The sequence below is a fragment of the Larsenimonas suaedae genome, from assembly GCF_023712105.1.
GTDB classification, from domain to species: Bacteria; Pseudomonadota; Gammaproteobacteria; order Pseudomonadales; family Halomonadaceae; genus Larsenimonas; species Larsenimonas suaedae.
The window spans coordinates 654,352-668,722 of record NZ_JAMLJI010000002.1 but is presented as its reverse complement, the minus strand read 5'-3'; the positions used below and the strand labels follow the sequence as shown (position 1 = coordinate 668,722).

The 14,371-nt window shown below is 61.7% G+C and carries 13 protein-coding genes; 6 read left to right on the top strand and 7 right to left on the bottom strand.

Annotated features, from left to right (window positions below):
• Window positions 1–9: 9 nt before the first annotated feature.
• A complete protein-coding gene (locus NAT49_RS08945; RefSeq protein WP_251593348.1) occupies window positions 10–366 on the bottom strand; it encodes a translation initiation factor in 357 nt (118 codons plus the stop codon).
• A gap of 231 nt (window positions 367–597) precedes the next feature.
• Here NAT49_RS08945 and NAT49_RS08940 point away from each other — a divergent pair, with 231 nt between their 5' ends.
• On the top strand, window positions 598–1,266 hold the full coding sequence (locus NAT49_RS08940) for a hypothetical protein (RefSeq protein ID WP_251593347.1): 669 nt from the start codon (window positions 598–600) through the stop codon (window positions 1,264–1,266).
• A gap of 103 nt (window positions 1,267–1,369) precedes the next feature.
• On the opposite strand, the gene NAT49_RS08935 is transcribed toward NAT49_RS08940, so the two are convergent.
• The gene (locus NAT49_RS08935) at window positions 1,370–2,233 is read right to left on the bottom strand and encodes an isocitrate lyase/PEP mutase family protein (protein ID WP_251593346.1); all 864 of its coding nucleotides are present in this window, start codon (window positions 2,231–2,233) and stop codon (window positions 1,370–1,372) included.
• A 254-nt stretch (window positions 2,234–2,487) separates the two neighbouring features.
• On the opposite strand from NAT49_RS08935, the gene NAT49_RS08930 reads away from it, so the two are divergent.
• A complete protein-coding gene (locus tag NAT49_RS08930) occupies window positions 2,488–3,609 on the top strand; it encodes a Gfo/Idh/MocA family protein (RefSeq protein ID WP_251593345.1) in 1,122 nt (373 codons plus the stop codon).
• Between the two features lie 106 nt (window positions 3,610–3,715).
• Here NAT49_RS08930 and NAT49_RS08925 read toward each other — a convergent pair whose 3' ends face one another.
• From NAT49_RS08925 to NAT49_RS08915, 3 genes are all read right to left on the bottom strand, one after another.
• Window positions 3,716–4,567 (bottom strand): DMT family transporter, encoded by an 852-nt coding sequence (locus NAT49_RS08925; RefSeq protein WP_251593344.1) that lies wholly within the window; start codon window positions 4,565–4,567, stop codon window positions 3,716–3,718.
• Between the two features lie 116 nt (window positions 4,568–4,683).
• Window positions 4,684–6,243: a ribonuclease J gene (locus NAT49_RS08920; protein WP_251593343.1), complete on the bottom strand. Its 1,560-nt coding sequence runs from the start codon at window positions 6,241–6,243 to the stop codon at window positions 4,684–4,686.
• Between the two features lie 165 nt (window positions 6,244–6,408).
• Window positions 6,409–7,605: an MFS transporter gene (locus NAT49_RS08915; RefSeq protein ID WP_251593342.1), complete on the bottom strand. Its 1,197-nt coding sequence runs from the start codon at window positions 7,603–7,605 to the stop codon at window positions 6,409–6,411.
• A gap of 277 nt (window positions 7,606–7,882) precedes the next feature.
• On the opposite strand from NAT49_RS08915, the gene NAT49_RS08910 reads away from it, so the two are divergent.
• The 3 genes from NAT49_RS08910 (at window position 7,883) to NAT49_RS08900 (ending at window position 9,998) form a co-directional block, all read left to right on the top strand.
• Window positions 7,883–8,320 carry a MarR family winged helix-turn-helix transcriptional regulator gene (locus tag NAT49_RS08910; protein WP_251593340.1) on the top strand — a complete coding sequence of 146 codons (438 nt, stop codon included), beginning with the start codon at window positions 7,883–7,885 and terminating at the stop codon, window positions 8,318–8,320.
• A complete protein-coding gene (locus NAT49_RS08905; RefSeq protein ID WP_251593338.1) occupies window positions 8,317–9,090 on the top strand; it encodes a siderophore-interacting protein in 774 nt (257 codons plus the stop codon). Before NAT49_RS08910 ends, NAT49_RS08905 begins: the two co-directional genes overlap by 4 nt.
• A gap of 146 nt (window positions 9,091–9,236) precedes the next feature.
• Window positions 9,237–9,998, top strand: a complete 762-nt coding sequence (locus tag NAT49_RS08900) for an adenine nucleotide alpha hydrolase family protein (RefSeq protein ID WP_251593336.1) — start codon at window positions 9,237–9,239, stop codon at window positions 9,996–9,998.
• Between the two features lie 132 nt (window positions 9,999–10,130).
• Here NAT49_RS08900 and NAT49_RS08895 read toward each other — a convergent pair whose 3' ends face one another.
• Together NAT49_RS08895 and ppsR are read right to left on the bottom strand one after the other, a co-directional pair.
• Entirely contained in the window at window positions 10,131–10,808 is a 678-nt protein-coding gene (locus NAT49_RS08895; protein ID WP_251593334.1) for a nucleoside/nucleotide kinase family protein, read from the bottom strand.
• Between the two features lie 35 nt (window positions 10,809–10,843).
• Window positions 10,844–11,677, bottom strand: coding sequence for a posphoenolpyruvate synthetase regulatory kinase/phosphorylase PpsR (gene ppsR / locus NAT49_RS08890; RefSeq protein ID WP_251593333.1), 834 nt, complete (start codon window positions 11,675–11,677; stop codon window positions 10,844–10,846).
• Between the two features lie 213 nt (window positions 11,678–11,890).
• Here ppsR and ppsA point away from each other — a divergent pair, with 213 nt between their 5' ends.
• Window positions 11,891–14,263: a phosphoenolpyruvate synthase gene (ppsA, locus tag NAT49_RS08885; protein WP_251593332.1), complete on the top strand. Its 2,373-nt coding sequence runs from the start codon at window positions 11,891–11,893 to the stop codon at window positions 14,261–14,263.
• Window positions 14,264–14,371: the final 108 nt, after the last annotated feature.

Genomic DNA, 14,371 nt, shown 5'->3' with positions numbered 1-14,371 from the left:
AAAAATCTCCTAGCCGCCGGCCAGCTTGACCGTGAACCCGCGCTTTTCAAGTTCGGTCTTGAGTGCATCACGGTGATCGCCCTGAATCTCGATCATCCCGTCATCCTTGAGCGTACCGCCGCTGCCGCAGCGCTTCTTGAGGGCCTGAGTCAGCGGCTTGAGCTCGGCCATCGTCAACGGCACCCCTGAAACAGTGGTCACGCCCTTGCCCTTGCGCCCGGACGTTTCACGTCTGAGCCGAACGATGCCGTCGAGGCCCGCCAGTCGCGCGTCATCGGCAGCGGCAGGGTCGTCGTCGGCCTTTCGCTGATCCCCGCCATCGGTTGAATACACCAGCGAGCTGAGTTGGTCCTTGAGTGATCCCATGCTGTTCTCCTTGCAAGGCAATCCGGCGAGCATACCAAACCGGGTCAAATAAACGAAAAGCACGCATTTTGGGGTGTTTCAGCGCGCTTTACACGCGGCGAACCCACGTAAAGTAAGCGTATTAAAAAGCTAAGCCTTTCGAGGGCTAAAAAGAATTAGTCTTGATTGGTGTATATGGGTAGCTGGAAGTACCAAAAAAACCGAAACCTCATCGTTCAAGGGACTTAACTCATGCGTTTTGTGACTCCTCTCGCGCTGGCGGGCGCACTTGCGGTTGCCTCCTCCTCGGCCATGGCTGCTCAGGACCACTGGTCGCTCGGCGCCCAGGCGGGCACCACTGGCCTCGGTGGCAGCGTCAGCTGGCGATTCAGTGATTATTTCGCCCTGACGGCCGGCTACAGCGGCTACACCTATGATGATCTGGACCGCACCGTGGATGACGTCGACTACGAGGGCGACATCGACAGCGACATCTACAGCCTCAAACTGGACTACTTCCCCTGGGCTGGTGGCTTCTTCCTTTCGGGCGGTCTGGTTCGTCCTGACGTGAAGCTCAATGCAACCGGTACGCCGAGCAATTTTGAGCTGTCGAACTACGGCCTGCCGGATGACGCTGCGTATCTGGATGGCAAGGCGGAACTGTCCGATGGCGTACAGCCGTATCTGGGCCTTGGCTGGCGCACCAGCAATCGTGAAGGGCTTGGATTCTACGCTGAAGCCGGCGCGTTCTGGATCGACCCGACAGTAGATCTCGAGGCCAAGGGCAGTGCGGTCAACAATCAGGTAGCGCAGGCGGCACTTCAGCCCTACGTCGATCAGGAAGAAGAGGAAGTGAAGGACGAGCTTAACAAGTACAACGTTTATCCGGTGGCCGTCATCGGCATCGAGTACACCTTCTAAGACGCGGTAGCTCGACCGGATTCACACCGAAAAAAGCGCCCTGCTGATGCAGGGCGCTTTTTTTATGAACGGTAATGTTATGGGCGGCAGCGGCGTCAGGCGATCACTCGTTGACGTCCATGTACTTGCGCGCCCACTCCCGGTTTTCCTCAAGGGTGGAATAGCGCGTCGAGAGCTCCGAGGCGTTCAGGGTGCCCTCGGCGATGCCGCGCTGCTCGCGCAGGCAGTCGTAGGTGGCCTTGATCGCGGCAAAGTAGGCGGCGTGGCCGTTGACGATGACGCGAACGCCATTGGCGGCCAGACGCGCAGGGTCGCGAAGTTCGGGGTTGTCATAGGCCACCAGCATCAAGGGCACCTGAACGTGGGCACTGATCGCTTCCAGGTGCTCGAAATCCCGAATGCCCACGATGCAGATGCCATCGGCGCCGGCCGCCTGATAGGCCGTGGCTCGGGCAATGGTGTCTTCGGTGGAGAGCTGGCCTGCGTTGGTGCGGGCAAAAATCGCCATGGCCGGATCGATTCGGGCGTCGAGCGCCGCCTCGATCTTGCCGACCGCCTCTTCCACCGGAATGAGGTCGGTGGACTTGCGGCCGTACTTGGCCGGCAACAGCGTGTCTTCGATGGTCAGTGCCGCCACGCCTGCGCGTTCGAGCTCGGTGACGGTGCGCATCACGTTCAGCGCATTGCCATAGCCGTGATCGGCGTCGGCAATGATCGGCAGGCGCGCCACCCGCCCGATGCGTGTGGCCTGCTCGGTGAACTCACTTAAGGTGATCAGCGCGAAATCCGGCGCCGCCAGTACCTGAAGTGAAGCCACAGAGCCGCCCAGAATACCGACTTCGAATCCCAGATCCGCCGCGATGCGTGCCGACATCGGGTCGAACGTTGACGCGGTGTAGTAGCAGCGCTCGCTTTCGAGCAGTGCGCGAAAGTCGTTACGCAGATCGTGTTGGGAGGGGGTAGCCATGCAGAGCTCCTGAATGAGTCGTTAGACGAAAGTCGAGTATACCTGATGTGCGGCCCTTCGAGCAGTGCTCATGCCAGCCCGGCATATACGATGCCTGAACGTGGGCCCGTGACTGACTGGCCATGTACTCAAGTGTGTCTGTACTCAAGTGTGTCTGTACTTGAGGGGGCCTGTACTTGAGTGTGTCTGACAAGATCGGCGGGAATGAACTAGGGTGTAGCTACACCTTGAACGCCTGTCATCACGGAGGATGCATGAGCTCAAACGCCAAGACCCCGACCGAGACGGTCCGCTACGCGGTCGTCGGCGGCGGTGAAATTTCCCAGACCGCTTTCATGCCCGGCATCAGTGCGACGTCCAATTCCAGGTTGGTCGCGCTGGTCACGGGAGACCCCAAGAAAGCCGAGGCGCTCGGTGAGCGCTACGGCATCAAGAGCTACACCTACGACGACTACGACCAGCTTTTGGACTCGGGCGAGGTCGATGCGGTCTATGTGGCCACCCCCAACTTTCGCCACCGTGAGCACACGGTTCCGGCGCTCGAGGCCGGTATCCACGTGCTGCTCGAAAAGCCGATGGCCACAAGCGTCGAGGATTGTGAGGCGATGATCAAGGCCGCCGAAAAAAGCGGCGCCAAACTGATGGTTGCCTATCGGCTCCATCACGAGCCGGGCACGGTCGAAATGATTACCCGGCTCCAGCAGGGTGAGCTTGGCCGGCTCCATTCGTTCACCTCGCATTTCTCGCAGGATCTGAACGAGCAGAATCACCGGGCCACCAACGGCTATTGGGCCGGCGTCGTGCCGGATCAGGGCACCTACCAGATCAACGCCGTGCGTCACCTATTCGGTGCCGAGCCGGTCGCGGTCCGTGCCGCGGGCCGGAAGCACCCTGAGCGCGAATATAATTTCGACGACACCGTCTCGATCACGCTCGAGTTCGAAGGCGGCCAGCTGGCCACTTTCCTTGTGTCCTGTTCCGCCGCGGGCATCGACCGTTTCACCCTGGTGGCCGAGAAAGGCACCATCGACTGCGATCCGAGTTTCGTGTTCGGCCCCGACGTCTCGATCAAGAGCGTCTGGACCGATACAGATGGCAACACCCAGACACTGGACCCCGGTGCGGTCGAGCAGTTTGGTGGCCAGACCGAGTACTTCTCGAACTGTATTTTGACGGGTAAGGATCCGGAGGCCGATGGCGAAGAAGGCCGCCGCGACCTTCGCATTCTGGAAGCGATCGAGCGTGCGCTCGAGACCGGCGAGCGCGTCACGCTTGAGCCACTCGAGTATCGACCGCGCATCACGACCGATCAGATCTATCGGCTGACGCCGGTCGAGCCGCCGGAGCCGGTCAGCGTGCAGAGCATCAGCGGCTAAGCCCTGCATCAAGACACGCGCGTGTGGCCCGACCTGAAAAGACCTGAAAATAAAAAGAGCGCCCGAGGGCGCTCTTTTTTGTGGAGCGTGCTTGATCGATGGGAGGTTATCTTCGCCTTCGAAAGCGCACCGTGATCAGCGCGATGCCGGCAATGATCATGCTGCCACCTGCGATCTTGTAGATGCCCAGATGATCGCCCAGCAGCAAAATGCCGAACAGCACGGCAAAGACCGGCGTCAGCAGTGACAGCGGAATGACCTTTCGCACTTCGTACTGACGCAGCAGCCAGTACCAGGCGCTGTAGGCCAGAATCGAGGACATGATCGCGCTGTAGAACGCCGCGAGCCAGCCGCGCCAGCTCGCGTTGGCGATGGCTTCGAACTGATGCGACTCGGTCAGAAACGAGGCGAGGGACACCAGGGGCACCGCGAACAGCGCCATCCAGCCCGCCATGGCAATGGGCGGGATGGTTGGGCCGACCTTGACGATCATGTTCGAGACCGCCCAGCCCATGGCGCTGGTCACCAAAAGCCCGAGCGCCAGTGGGCCAGGCATCGACGGCCCGCCTGCGAGCACCACCACACCTGCAAACGACAGGGCAAGGCCTGCAATTCGCCGGGCGTTGAGGCGTTCTTTCAAGAAGATTGCGGCCAGAATGGTCGCAAACGGGGTGCCAAGCTGCACCAGGATGGCGCCGGTGCCGACCTCGGCGTAAGTCAGGCCGATGAACAGTAACCCGAAGTGCATCAGCCCGAAGGTGAAGGCCAGAAGCGCCACCCACTTTAACTGCTGGCGATTGAGTCGGGTAAAAGGCACCACCAGCACGGCCACGATCAAAAAGCGCAGCGCGGTCAGCGCCAGTGGCGGCACTTCGGTCACCCCCAGTTTGATCACGATGTTGTTGAACGCCCAGACGATGACCACGCCTATGGCGAGCAGGGTGTGTCGAAATGGCACAAAGAGTCCTTATGACAAATAGGCGTTTAGGACCTTAGTATAAAGCCTGTACCAACGTATTGTGCAGTGCAAAATCGCTGTCGTGCGGTATCGATTACCTACCTGGCCTTCGGGGGCTAGGCGTTCTGCGCATCGATCAGTTGAAGCTCCAGCACCGGCTTGACGTTGGTGCGCTCATGGACATCGGCCACCAGGTGCGCGTAGAGGTCTCGCCGGAGCCGTTTGAGCGATGTGGCCGGAAGGGCCTCGAGCACCGAATCGATGGTGTCGATGAAGGCCTCTTCGTCCAGCAGCAGATGGCCGTCGATGTCGATGATGGCCGGCCCCTGACGCCACCAGTGGCCACGGTCGTCCGGCGTGACCACCAGCGCAAGCGACAGCGTCGGCGCCTGCCCCCGGCTCGAGCGGCGCCGGCCTGCATTTTGAAAATGAAGCTGTGGCGTAAGCTCGATGTGCTCGGTGCGCTCGGCCTTTGCGCCGCGAAGTTCGATCACGTCACCGTTCAGCGGCGCGAAGGGGGTCGCGATGTTCAGACGTGTGGCCAGGGCCTGGTGCGCCTGCTGATGCGCGGGCTCGCCGTGTACCGGCAACAGCGTGCGCGGTCGCAGCCAGCCATAGAACGTGGCCAGTTCTTCCTGTGCCGGATGGCCGGACGCATGAATGCTCGGGGCATTGGTTTCATCGACGATGTCGGCGCCCTGGCGCTTGAGCCCCTCTTTCAGGCGCTGAATGAAGACCTCGTTGCCGGGGATGGCGCGGGCAGAAAAGATCACGGTGTCACCGGGCGTCAGATCCAGTTCGCGGTGGCTGCCCTGGGCCATCTTCGACAGCGCCGACCGGGGCTCGCCCTGACTGCCGGTAGCAATGATCAGCACTTCCTCGGGCGGAAGATAGCCGATGTCCGAGGTGGGAATGCGACTTGGAAAATCATCCAGATAACCAAGCTGAATGCCGATGCGCACCATGCGCTCCAGTGACCGCCCAAGAAGGCCGATACGGCGACCGGTGTGCTGGGCGATATCGCCCAGTGCCTTGATGCGGGCCAGGTTGCTTGAAAAACAACTCACCACCACACGGCCGGAACACTTTGCCACGCAGGCCTCGAGCGAATCCGAGGCGGCCTGTTCGCTGCGCGAAAACCCTTCGACATCCGCACAGGTCGAATCGCCGATCACCACATCGACCGGCGCCAGCGCCTTGAACGTGACCGGGTCGACCGTCGGGCCGACCACCGGCGCCGGGTCGAGTTTCCAGTCGCCGGTATGCATCACGCGGCCTGCCGGCGTATGGATCAACAGCGAACAGCTTTCAGGGATCGAATGCGTGACCGGCAGGAACCGCACCGTGAACGGCCCGTGTTCGATGGCGTCCCCCGGTGTGATGAGATTGAGCGCATCGGTTGCCAGGCCGTGTTCGTCGAACTTGGCCTTGATCAGCGCGCAGGCAAGCGGCGTTGCGTAGATCGGGCAGCCCCATTTCGGCCACAGACACGCCACTGCCCCGATGTGGTCCTCGTGAGCGTGGGTGATCAACAGCGCGCTCGGCACCCAGCCCCGTGCCACGAGGTGATCCACATCCGGCACTTGAAGGGGCTGGGAGGGTAGATCCTGCCGGATCATCATGCCGCAATCCACCGCCAGCCAATGGCCTTCGAACCCGTACAGCGACAGGTTCATGCCGATTTCTCCGCAACCACCGAGCGGATGAAACGTCAGCGGTGGCTTTGGGCGTGTACGAACCTGAATGCGAGAGGGCGGCATAGTTGACCTTGGCCTTTAAAAGAGTGGTTTCACTATACGATAGCGTTCAAGCCGCCGCCAAACACATGACCCAGAAGACGTTTACGCACTTCGCGCCCGACGGCGCCTTGAATTTTCAAAAAGCCCGGCACAAAGCACCAGCCCGAACAGGCTACCAAGGGCCGCCGCCAGGAAGATGGCCGAATAGCCGAAATACCCGGCGATCACTCCGGCCGCTGGCCCGGTCACGCCAACGGCGGCGTCCAGAAAGACCGAGTACGCCCCCAGTGCTGCGCTTCGATTGCTGGCGGAAATCTTGGCGACCGCCACCACCCCGAGCGCCGGGTAGATCAACGACACACCAAGGCCTGTGAGCGTGGCCCCGATAAGCGCCGCACTCGATGATTCGGCCAGCCACAGCATGGAAAGCCCCGCCAGCTCGACCATGAAACAGACCAGCGTGACCCGGTAGCCGCCGAACCGAGTGATGGTGTTGGCAAACAGAAGCCGCGCCACGATAAAGGCCGTCCCGAAGGCGCTCAGCCCGAGCGCGGCGTTCGACCAGCCCTTGTCGGCGTAATAAAGCGTGATGAAGGTCGCGATGACCCCGTAGCCAATGGCGCTGAGCGCAAGCGTCAGCCCATACGGGGCGACCACTCGAAATACGCGCCGAAAGGGCGCACGCTCACCGCTGACGATGGGGGAGGCCGGGCGCTTGAGCGAGGTCACAAGGGCCATCAGCGCCACAAGCGCGATCACAAGACCCATTGCGGCAACGCCCTGAGCACCTGCAATCACCGCCCCGAGCGGGGCGCCGAGCGCGAGCGCGCCATAGCCTGCAATGCCGTTCCAGGAGATGACCTTGCCCATCAGCGGGGCGGGCATCAGCCCGATTCCCCAGCTCAGGGTGCCGGTGCCGATCATGCCCTGTGATACGCCAAGAAGGACCCGGCTGATGATCAGACACGCCAGCGCGGGCCCCGGCTGCGACTCGAAAAGTGCCGCAAGCGCGATGAAGACGCCGCTTGCCGCGCACCCGACCAAGCCGCTCAAAACGATGCGTTTGGCGCCCAGCAGATCGGCCAGTCGGCCGGAGAACGGCCGGGTCATGAGTGTCACCAGAAACTGAAGGCTGATGACGGCCCCTACCGTGATCGATGCGTATCCGAGCCGGTCGTGAATCCAGGGCGGCAGGACAGTCAACGTCATGCCGATACAGAGCATGCTAACAAACGTCGAACTGACGATGGCGATGATGCGCAGGTTTTGCGTAAGCGAGGTGTTTGAGTCAGAAGGCATGGTTGAGCGATGTCGCGGCGTTGAAGCGATTGGAAATGGCCATCCACGATACGCCGCTTGCTGCCTGGGAGATAGCCTTGGCATCTGTGTGCTCAGGGGCCGGGTGTGCGGGCCGTGCGCTTGCCAGCGTTTCCTCGAGGCGGGCCAAGGGGGGATCGAGCGCGTTTGCGTGTGCTGGAACAATCACCTCGTGGCTGATGTGATTTGCTAATGTGGTTGACAATGTCATCTTTTTTGACACTATTGATTGTCATTATCAACGAGTGCGGGTAGGTCAATGTCATCGTTCAGCGACACGCTTCATCTGTTTTTCCATGCCTACAAGCGTGCGCTTCGTCGGGCGTACCGCGATGAAGGCCTGACGCTTTCGGTCTCGCATCTGAAAACCCTAAAAGGGATTCACTATCGGCCACAGAGCACGGTGCAGAGCCTTGCCGAGGCGTCCCGGCGTGACAAGGCGCAGATTACACGGCTGATCGGTCAGCTGCTGGAGGCGGGCCTGGTCGAAAAATGGTCCCACCCAAGCGATGGGCGCAGCCACCAGCTTGGGTTGACTGCGGCCGGTGAGGCGATGATCGAGCGCATCCGTCGCGCCGAGGCCTGCGCCGCCACGCGAATGATGGATGGCCTGAGTGACGATGAGGCCCGCACGTTCCTGCGTCTGGCCGAGGCCATGACCACCAATCTGGATCACACTCTTGGAGCCTCTTCATGACCGAGCGTAAAAAACCGGCCCCCCGAACGCTTGAGCTGCTCGACCGGGTTCGGCTCACGCCCAATATGCTGCGTCTGACGCTTGGCGGCGAGGGCATGGCCGAGTTTCCCGAAACGGATCAGTCCGGGGGCTATGTGAAGCTTATGATCGAGCAGGGCGATGAGCGGCCGCCGGCGGTGCGTACCTACACCGTCAGGGCTCAGCGGCCAGAGGCGATCGACGTCGATGTGGTATTGCACGAGGACCACGGCCCGGCGTCGCACTGGGCGGTGACAGCTGAGCTTGGCGCGCGGTTGAGCGTGGGTGGGCCGGGGCCGAAAAAGACGGTCGATACCGAGGCGGACTGGTGTCTGCTGGCAGCCGACATGACCGCGCTTCCGGCGCTTGCGGTGAATCTTGAAACCATGCCCGAGACCATGACCGGGGCGGCCTTCATCGAAGTCACCAGTCGCGACGACATTCAGACGCTTGAAGCGCCTGCGGGCATCGAGCTTCACTGGGTCGTGAACCCGACTCCCGGCGTGGAGGCCGAGGCGAGCCCGCTGGTCGAGGCCGTCACCGCCTGGGCCTGGCCCGAGACGGGGCGCGGTTTTGTGTGGGGGGCGTGCGAGTTTTCCTCGATGCGAGCACTTCGCCACTACGTCAAACAGGTGCGCGGGCTCGATCGTCGTCAGCTCTACATCTCGAGCTACTGGAAAAACGGCCTGGCCGAAGATGGCCACAAGGTCGTCAAGCAGGACGACGCGGAGCAGGACGCGCGGTCGGTCTAAGGTCTGACCGGGTGACAGCGGTGCCTTGGGGCCACGAATTCCACTTTGGGCGAATGCACGCCAAAATGCGCGAAACGGCCTAATGCGTCGATGATCAAGTGGCGTAGCGTCAGCCGCCTTGTGATCATCGGCCTGTGGAGCCTTGCATGCGTACCTCAATAGATGTGCTTTGGACCGGCGGCTGGGACTCGACCTATCGCGTTCTATCGGCGGCGCTTGTCGAAGGCAAGACCGTGGTGCCGCACTACATTGTCGATCTGGGGCGCGCGTCGAGTCTGCGCGAGCTTCAGGCCATCTCCGAGGTGCGCGTTGCGCTTTCAAAGATCGATCCGGACGCGGCCGAGCGCATCGAGCCGCTTCGCATCACGCCTGTCAGCGAGATTCCGGCCAACCCTGAACTGAGCGCGGCCTACCATCGGCTGACTCAGCAGGCGCATCTGGGTAGCCAGTACGATTGGCTGGCCCGGTACGCCGAGAGTGAGCGCATCGAGCACCTGGAGCTCAGTGTGCATGTCGATGACAAGGCCTACCGCTTTCTGGATGGCAAGGTCGTGACCACCGACGAGGGCATCTGGACGTTCGACCCTCGCATCGATACGGACGAGGCGATCTTCCGGTTCTTCGATTTCCCGCTGTTGAACATCTCCAAGACGCAGATGAAGGCCGAGGCCGAGCGCCATGGGTTCATCGATGCGCTCGAAAAGGCCTGGTTCTGCTTTACGCCGATGGATCGCGCCCCCTGCGGGCTGTGCAACCCGTGTCGGTACGCCATCGAAGAGGGCATGAGCTATCGCCTGCCGCCAAAAGCCCTGCGCCGTCACCGCACTCGACACCTGCGCCGTGCCGCTCGGGCACCGATTACCCTGTCTCGCCGCGCCTTTCGTGCGCTCTCCTCTCGAGGCGCGTGACGCGGATGGCGTGGTTACGACGTAAGCCTGAGATGAAGGGCAGCGCCTGAGATGACGGTCAATGCCTAAAAAACGGCCCGCTTTGCGGGCCGTTTTTGTTGGACATGCTCGAGAGGGGCATACGGTATGCGCTCATGCAAAGCGCAGTCTCGGCCCGTCGAAGACGAGCGTGCGGTGGGCGCGTGTGCGGGTAGCCTCAATGCGCTCGGCGTTGGGGCGGTCAGTAGTGGCGACCCAGTCCCGTGCCTCGGCCTCGGTGCGGCCAAAGCGCATATGGCGCTCGACCAGCCACGTTTCCCGAAGCGGGGTGGGCACGTCGACATACCAGACTTCATCGAGCTCCGCCGCGACCTGTGGCCACGGCGCGTCCTCCAGCAGCAGATAATTGCCCTCGGTAATCACCAGCGGGCACTCAGGCGTTACGACAAGACTTGCGGCAATGGGTTCTTCGATCTCGCGGTAGAACGCCGGGGCGTAGATGCTCTCGGCCGTGGTCTTGCGTATGCGCGTTAGAAGGTCGCGGTAGCCAGTGGCGTCGAAGGTGTCCGGTGCGCCCTTGCGATCACTGCGCCCCAGCCGGGCAAGTTCCCGGTTCGAGAGGTGGTAGCCGTCCATCGGTACGCACTGGGCCTGGGCGCTGCCCAGCGCGGTGATCAGCGCTTCGGTCAATGTTGATTTGCCGGCGCCGGGGGCGCCGACGATGCCCAAAAGCGTTCGTCCGGGCCTGTCGGCCAGCGCGCGGGCCGCGTCGAGCACGGCGGGGTCGACCGTGACGTTCTGGGTGTCGTTTTCGGAGTGTGTACCGATCATGCACTATCTCTATGGCAGGCGTTATGTGTGTTCGCTCAACGCGGGCTGAACCGGCGCTGCAGGCCGGTCTCGTTCATCATGCGCGTCGAGATTTCCTCGATCGAGAAGCGCGTGGTGTCGATGAACGGGATGCCGTGACGGCGATAGAGTGCCTCGGCCTGCTCGACTTCGCGCATGCACTGATCCATCGAGCAGTAGCGGCTGTCGGGACGGCGTTCGGTGCGAATCGCGGTCAGCCGGCGAATGTCGATCGTCAGTCCGAACAGCTTGTGGCGATGCTTCATCAGCGAGGCCGGCAGCGACAGGCTGCCATTGTCGTCGAGGTCGTCGTCGGTCAACGGGTAATTGGCCGCGCGAATGCCGAACTGAAGGGCCAGATAAAGCGAGGTGGGTGTCTTGCCGCACCGTGAGACGCCGACCAGGATGATGTCGGCTTCCTCGTATTGATAGGTGCGTGCACCGTCGTCGTTATCGAGCGCGAAATTGACGGCCTCGATCCGGTGCATATAGACGTCGTCCTGACCGATGGCGTGGGTGCGGCCGACGGTATAGGTCGAGTGCGTTTCCAGTTCGTCCTCGAGCGGGGCCAGAAAGGTCGAGAAGATATCGATCTGAAAGGCGTTGGCCTTGGCGACGATATTGCGCACCGTTTGATCGACGATGGTGTCGATCACGATTGGTTGAACGCCGTCGCGCTCGGCGGTCGATTCGATCAGTTCCACCAGCGCATGCGCCTTTTCCAGCGTGTCGATGTAGGGCTTGGTGATCTGGTTGAACTCGATATTTTCGAACTGGGACAACAGACTACGGCCAAGTGTCTCGGCGGTGATGCCGGTGCCGTCTGAAATGAAAAAGGCGGTGCGCGTCATGAGGTACGTCCGTGTGGGTCGATCCGTCATTGTTGACCGAGAGCGTACGCTCGGCAACCGCTACAGACGCGTCCGAGTCAGGCCGGCACATGTTGTAAAAAAACTCCAGCGTGTACGCCTTAAAATATCTGGCGAAGCCGGAGTCCGCCTGTTAGCTTCTGGCCCCACTGTTTGGCGCAAATTGCGTGTCGAAACGACTATCAGGAGAGAACCTTGGAAGCGTTCATCATCACTTTCGATCAACTTGGCATGGATGATGTCGATCGCGTTGGCGGCAAGAACGCCTCGCTCGGCGAGATGATCTCGAACCTGGCAGATGCCGGCGTGACCGTGCCGGGCGGCTTTGCCACCACCTCGCATGCCTATCGTGAATTCTTGAAGCACGAAGGCCTGAACGATCGCATCAATGCCGAGCTCGACGAACTCGATGTCGACGATACCGAGATGCTCGCTCGTGTCGGTGAAAAGGTTCGCCAGTGGGTGATCGACACGCCGCTGCCGCCTGCGTTCGAGGCCGCACTCGCCGATGCCTACCAGACGCTCCAGGCGCGCTACCCCAATCTCAAGGTCGCCGTGCGTTCCTCCGCCACCGCCGAGGACCTGCCGGACGCCTCCTTTGCAGGCCAACAGGAAACCTTCCTGAACATCGACGGGTTCGACAACGTCAAACGCGCCGTGCATGAAGTGTTTGCGTCCCTGTTCAACGACCGTGCGATTTCCTACCGCGTGCACCGCGGCTACCCGCACGAAAACGTTGCGCTTTCCGCAGGCGTCCAGAAGATGGTGCGCTCTGAAACCGCGGCCAGCGGCGTCATGTTCACCCTCGACACCGAATCCGGCTACCGCGATGCGGTATTCGTGACCGGCGCCTGGGGTCTGGGTGAAACCGTGGTGCAGGGCGCGGTCAACCCCGATGAGTTCTACGTGCACAAGCAGACGCTTGCCGCGAACCGCCCGGCGGTTCTGCGTCGTACGCTCGGCTCCAAGCGCATCAAGATGGTCTACACCGACACCGCCTCTGCCGGCCGCTCGGTTGAAACGGTCGATGTCGCTGAAGAAGACCGTCAGCGCTTTTGCCTGAGCGATGATGAAGTGATGGAGCTTGCGCGTCAGGCCGTGACCATCGAGAACCACTACGGCCGCCCGATGGACATCGAGTGGGCCCGTGATGGCGATGACAATCACCTCTACATCGTGCAGGCGCGTCCGGAAACCGTGGTCTCGAACCAGGAAGCCGGCACGCTCGAGCGCTTCACACTGAAGGAAACCGGCCCACTGCTGGTCGACGGCCGCGCCATCGGTCAGCGCATCGGCCAGGGCCGTGCGCGTCTGGTCGAGTCACCGGAGGACATGCACAAGGTCGAATCCGGCGATGTGCTGGTCACTGACATGACCGACCCGGACTGGGAACCGATCATGAAGCGCGCCTCGGCGATCGTCACCAATCGGGGCGGGCGTACCTGTCACGCGGCAATCATCGCTCGTGAGCTGGGCATCCCGGCCGTGGTCGGTTGTGGCGATGCCACAGAGCTTCTCAAGGACGGCGACAAAGTCACCGTGTCCTGCGCCGAAGGCGATACCGGCCACGTCTACGCGGGGCTTTTGGAGTTTGAAAACCGCTCGACCAGCGTCGATCAGATGCCGGAAATTCCGTTCAAGATCATGATGAACGTGGGTAACCCCGACCGCGCGTTCGCCTTCTCTGGCCTGCCCAACGAAGGCGTCGGTCTGGCGCGACTCGAGTTCATCATCAACCGCATGATCGGTGTGCACCCGCGCGCACTGATGGACTACGACACGCTGTCCGACGATCTGCGTCAGGTTATCGACCTGCGCACCGCCGGCTACGACGACCCGGTCAGCTTCTACGTCGACAAGCTCGCCGAGGGCATCTCGACGCTTGCGGCCTCGTTCTACCCGAAACGGGTCATCGTGCGGCTGTCGGACTTCAAGTCCAACGAGTACGAAAACCTGATCGGCGGTAAGCTCTACGAGCCGAGCGAAGAAAACCCGATGCTTGGTTTCCGGGGCGCTTCACGCTATCTGTCCGATGACTTCCGGTCGTGCTTCGAGCTCGAGTGCAAGGCGCTCAAGCGCGTGCGCGACGAGATGGGCCTCGACAACATCCAGGTGATGGTGCCGTTCGTTCGCACCCCCGAAGAAGGCCGTGGTGTGGTCGAGCTGATGGAGGCCAATGGCCTCAAGCGCGGCGAGAACGGGCTCAAGGTCATCATGATGTGCGAGCTGCCGACCAACGCACTGCGTGCCGACGAGTTCCTGGAGCACTTTGATGGCTTCTCCATCGGCTCCAACGACATGACTCAGCTCACGCTCGGTCTCGACCGTGACTCCGGCATCATCGCCCAGCACTTCGATGAGCGTGATCCTGCGGTCAAGAAACTGCTGTCGATGGCGATTCAGGCCTGTAAGGCACAGGGCAAGTACGTCGGCATCTGCGGTCAGGGCCCGTCGGACCACCCGGAATTCGCCAAGTGGCTGATGGACGAGGGCATCGACTCCGTCTCGCTGAACCCGGATGCGGTACTGGAAACCTGGTTCATGCTGGCCGGCGAAACCATCGCCTGAGTGCAGTGCCATACACGTCGCGGCCAGGCCGCGACGTCCAAAAAAAGGCGCCCCTTTGGGCGCCTTTTTTCATGGTCGAGTGTTTTCATGATCGAATGTTTCATGGCG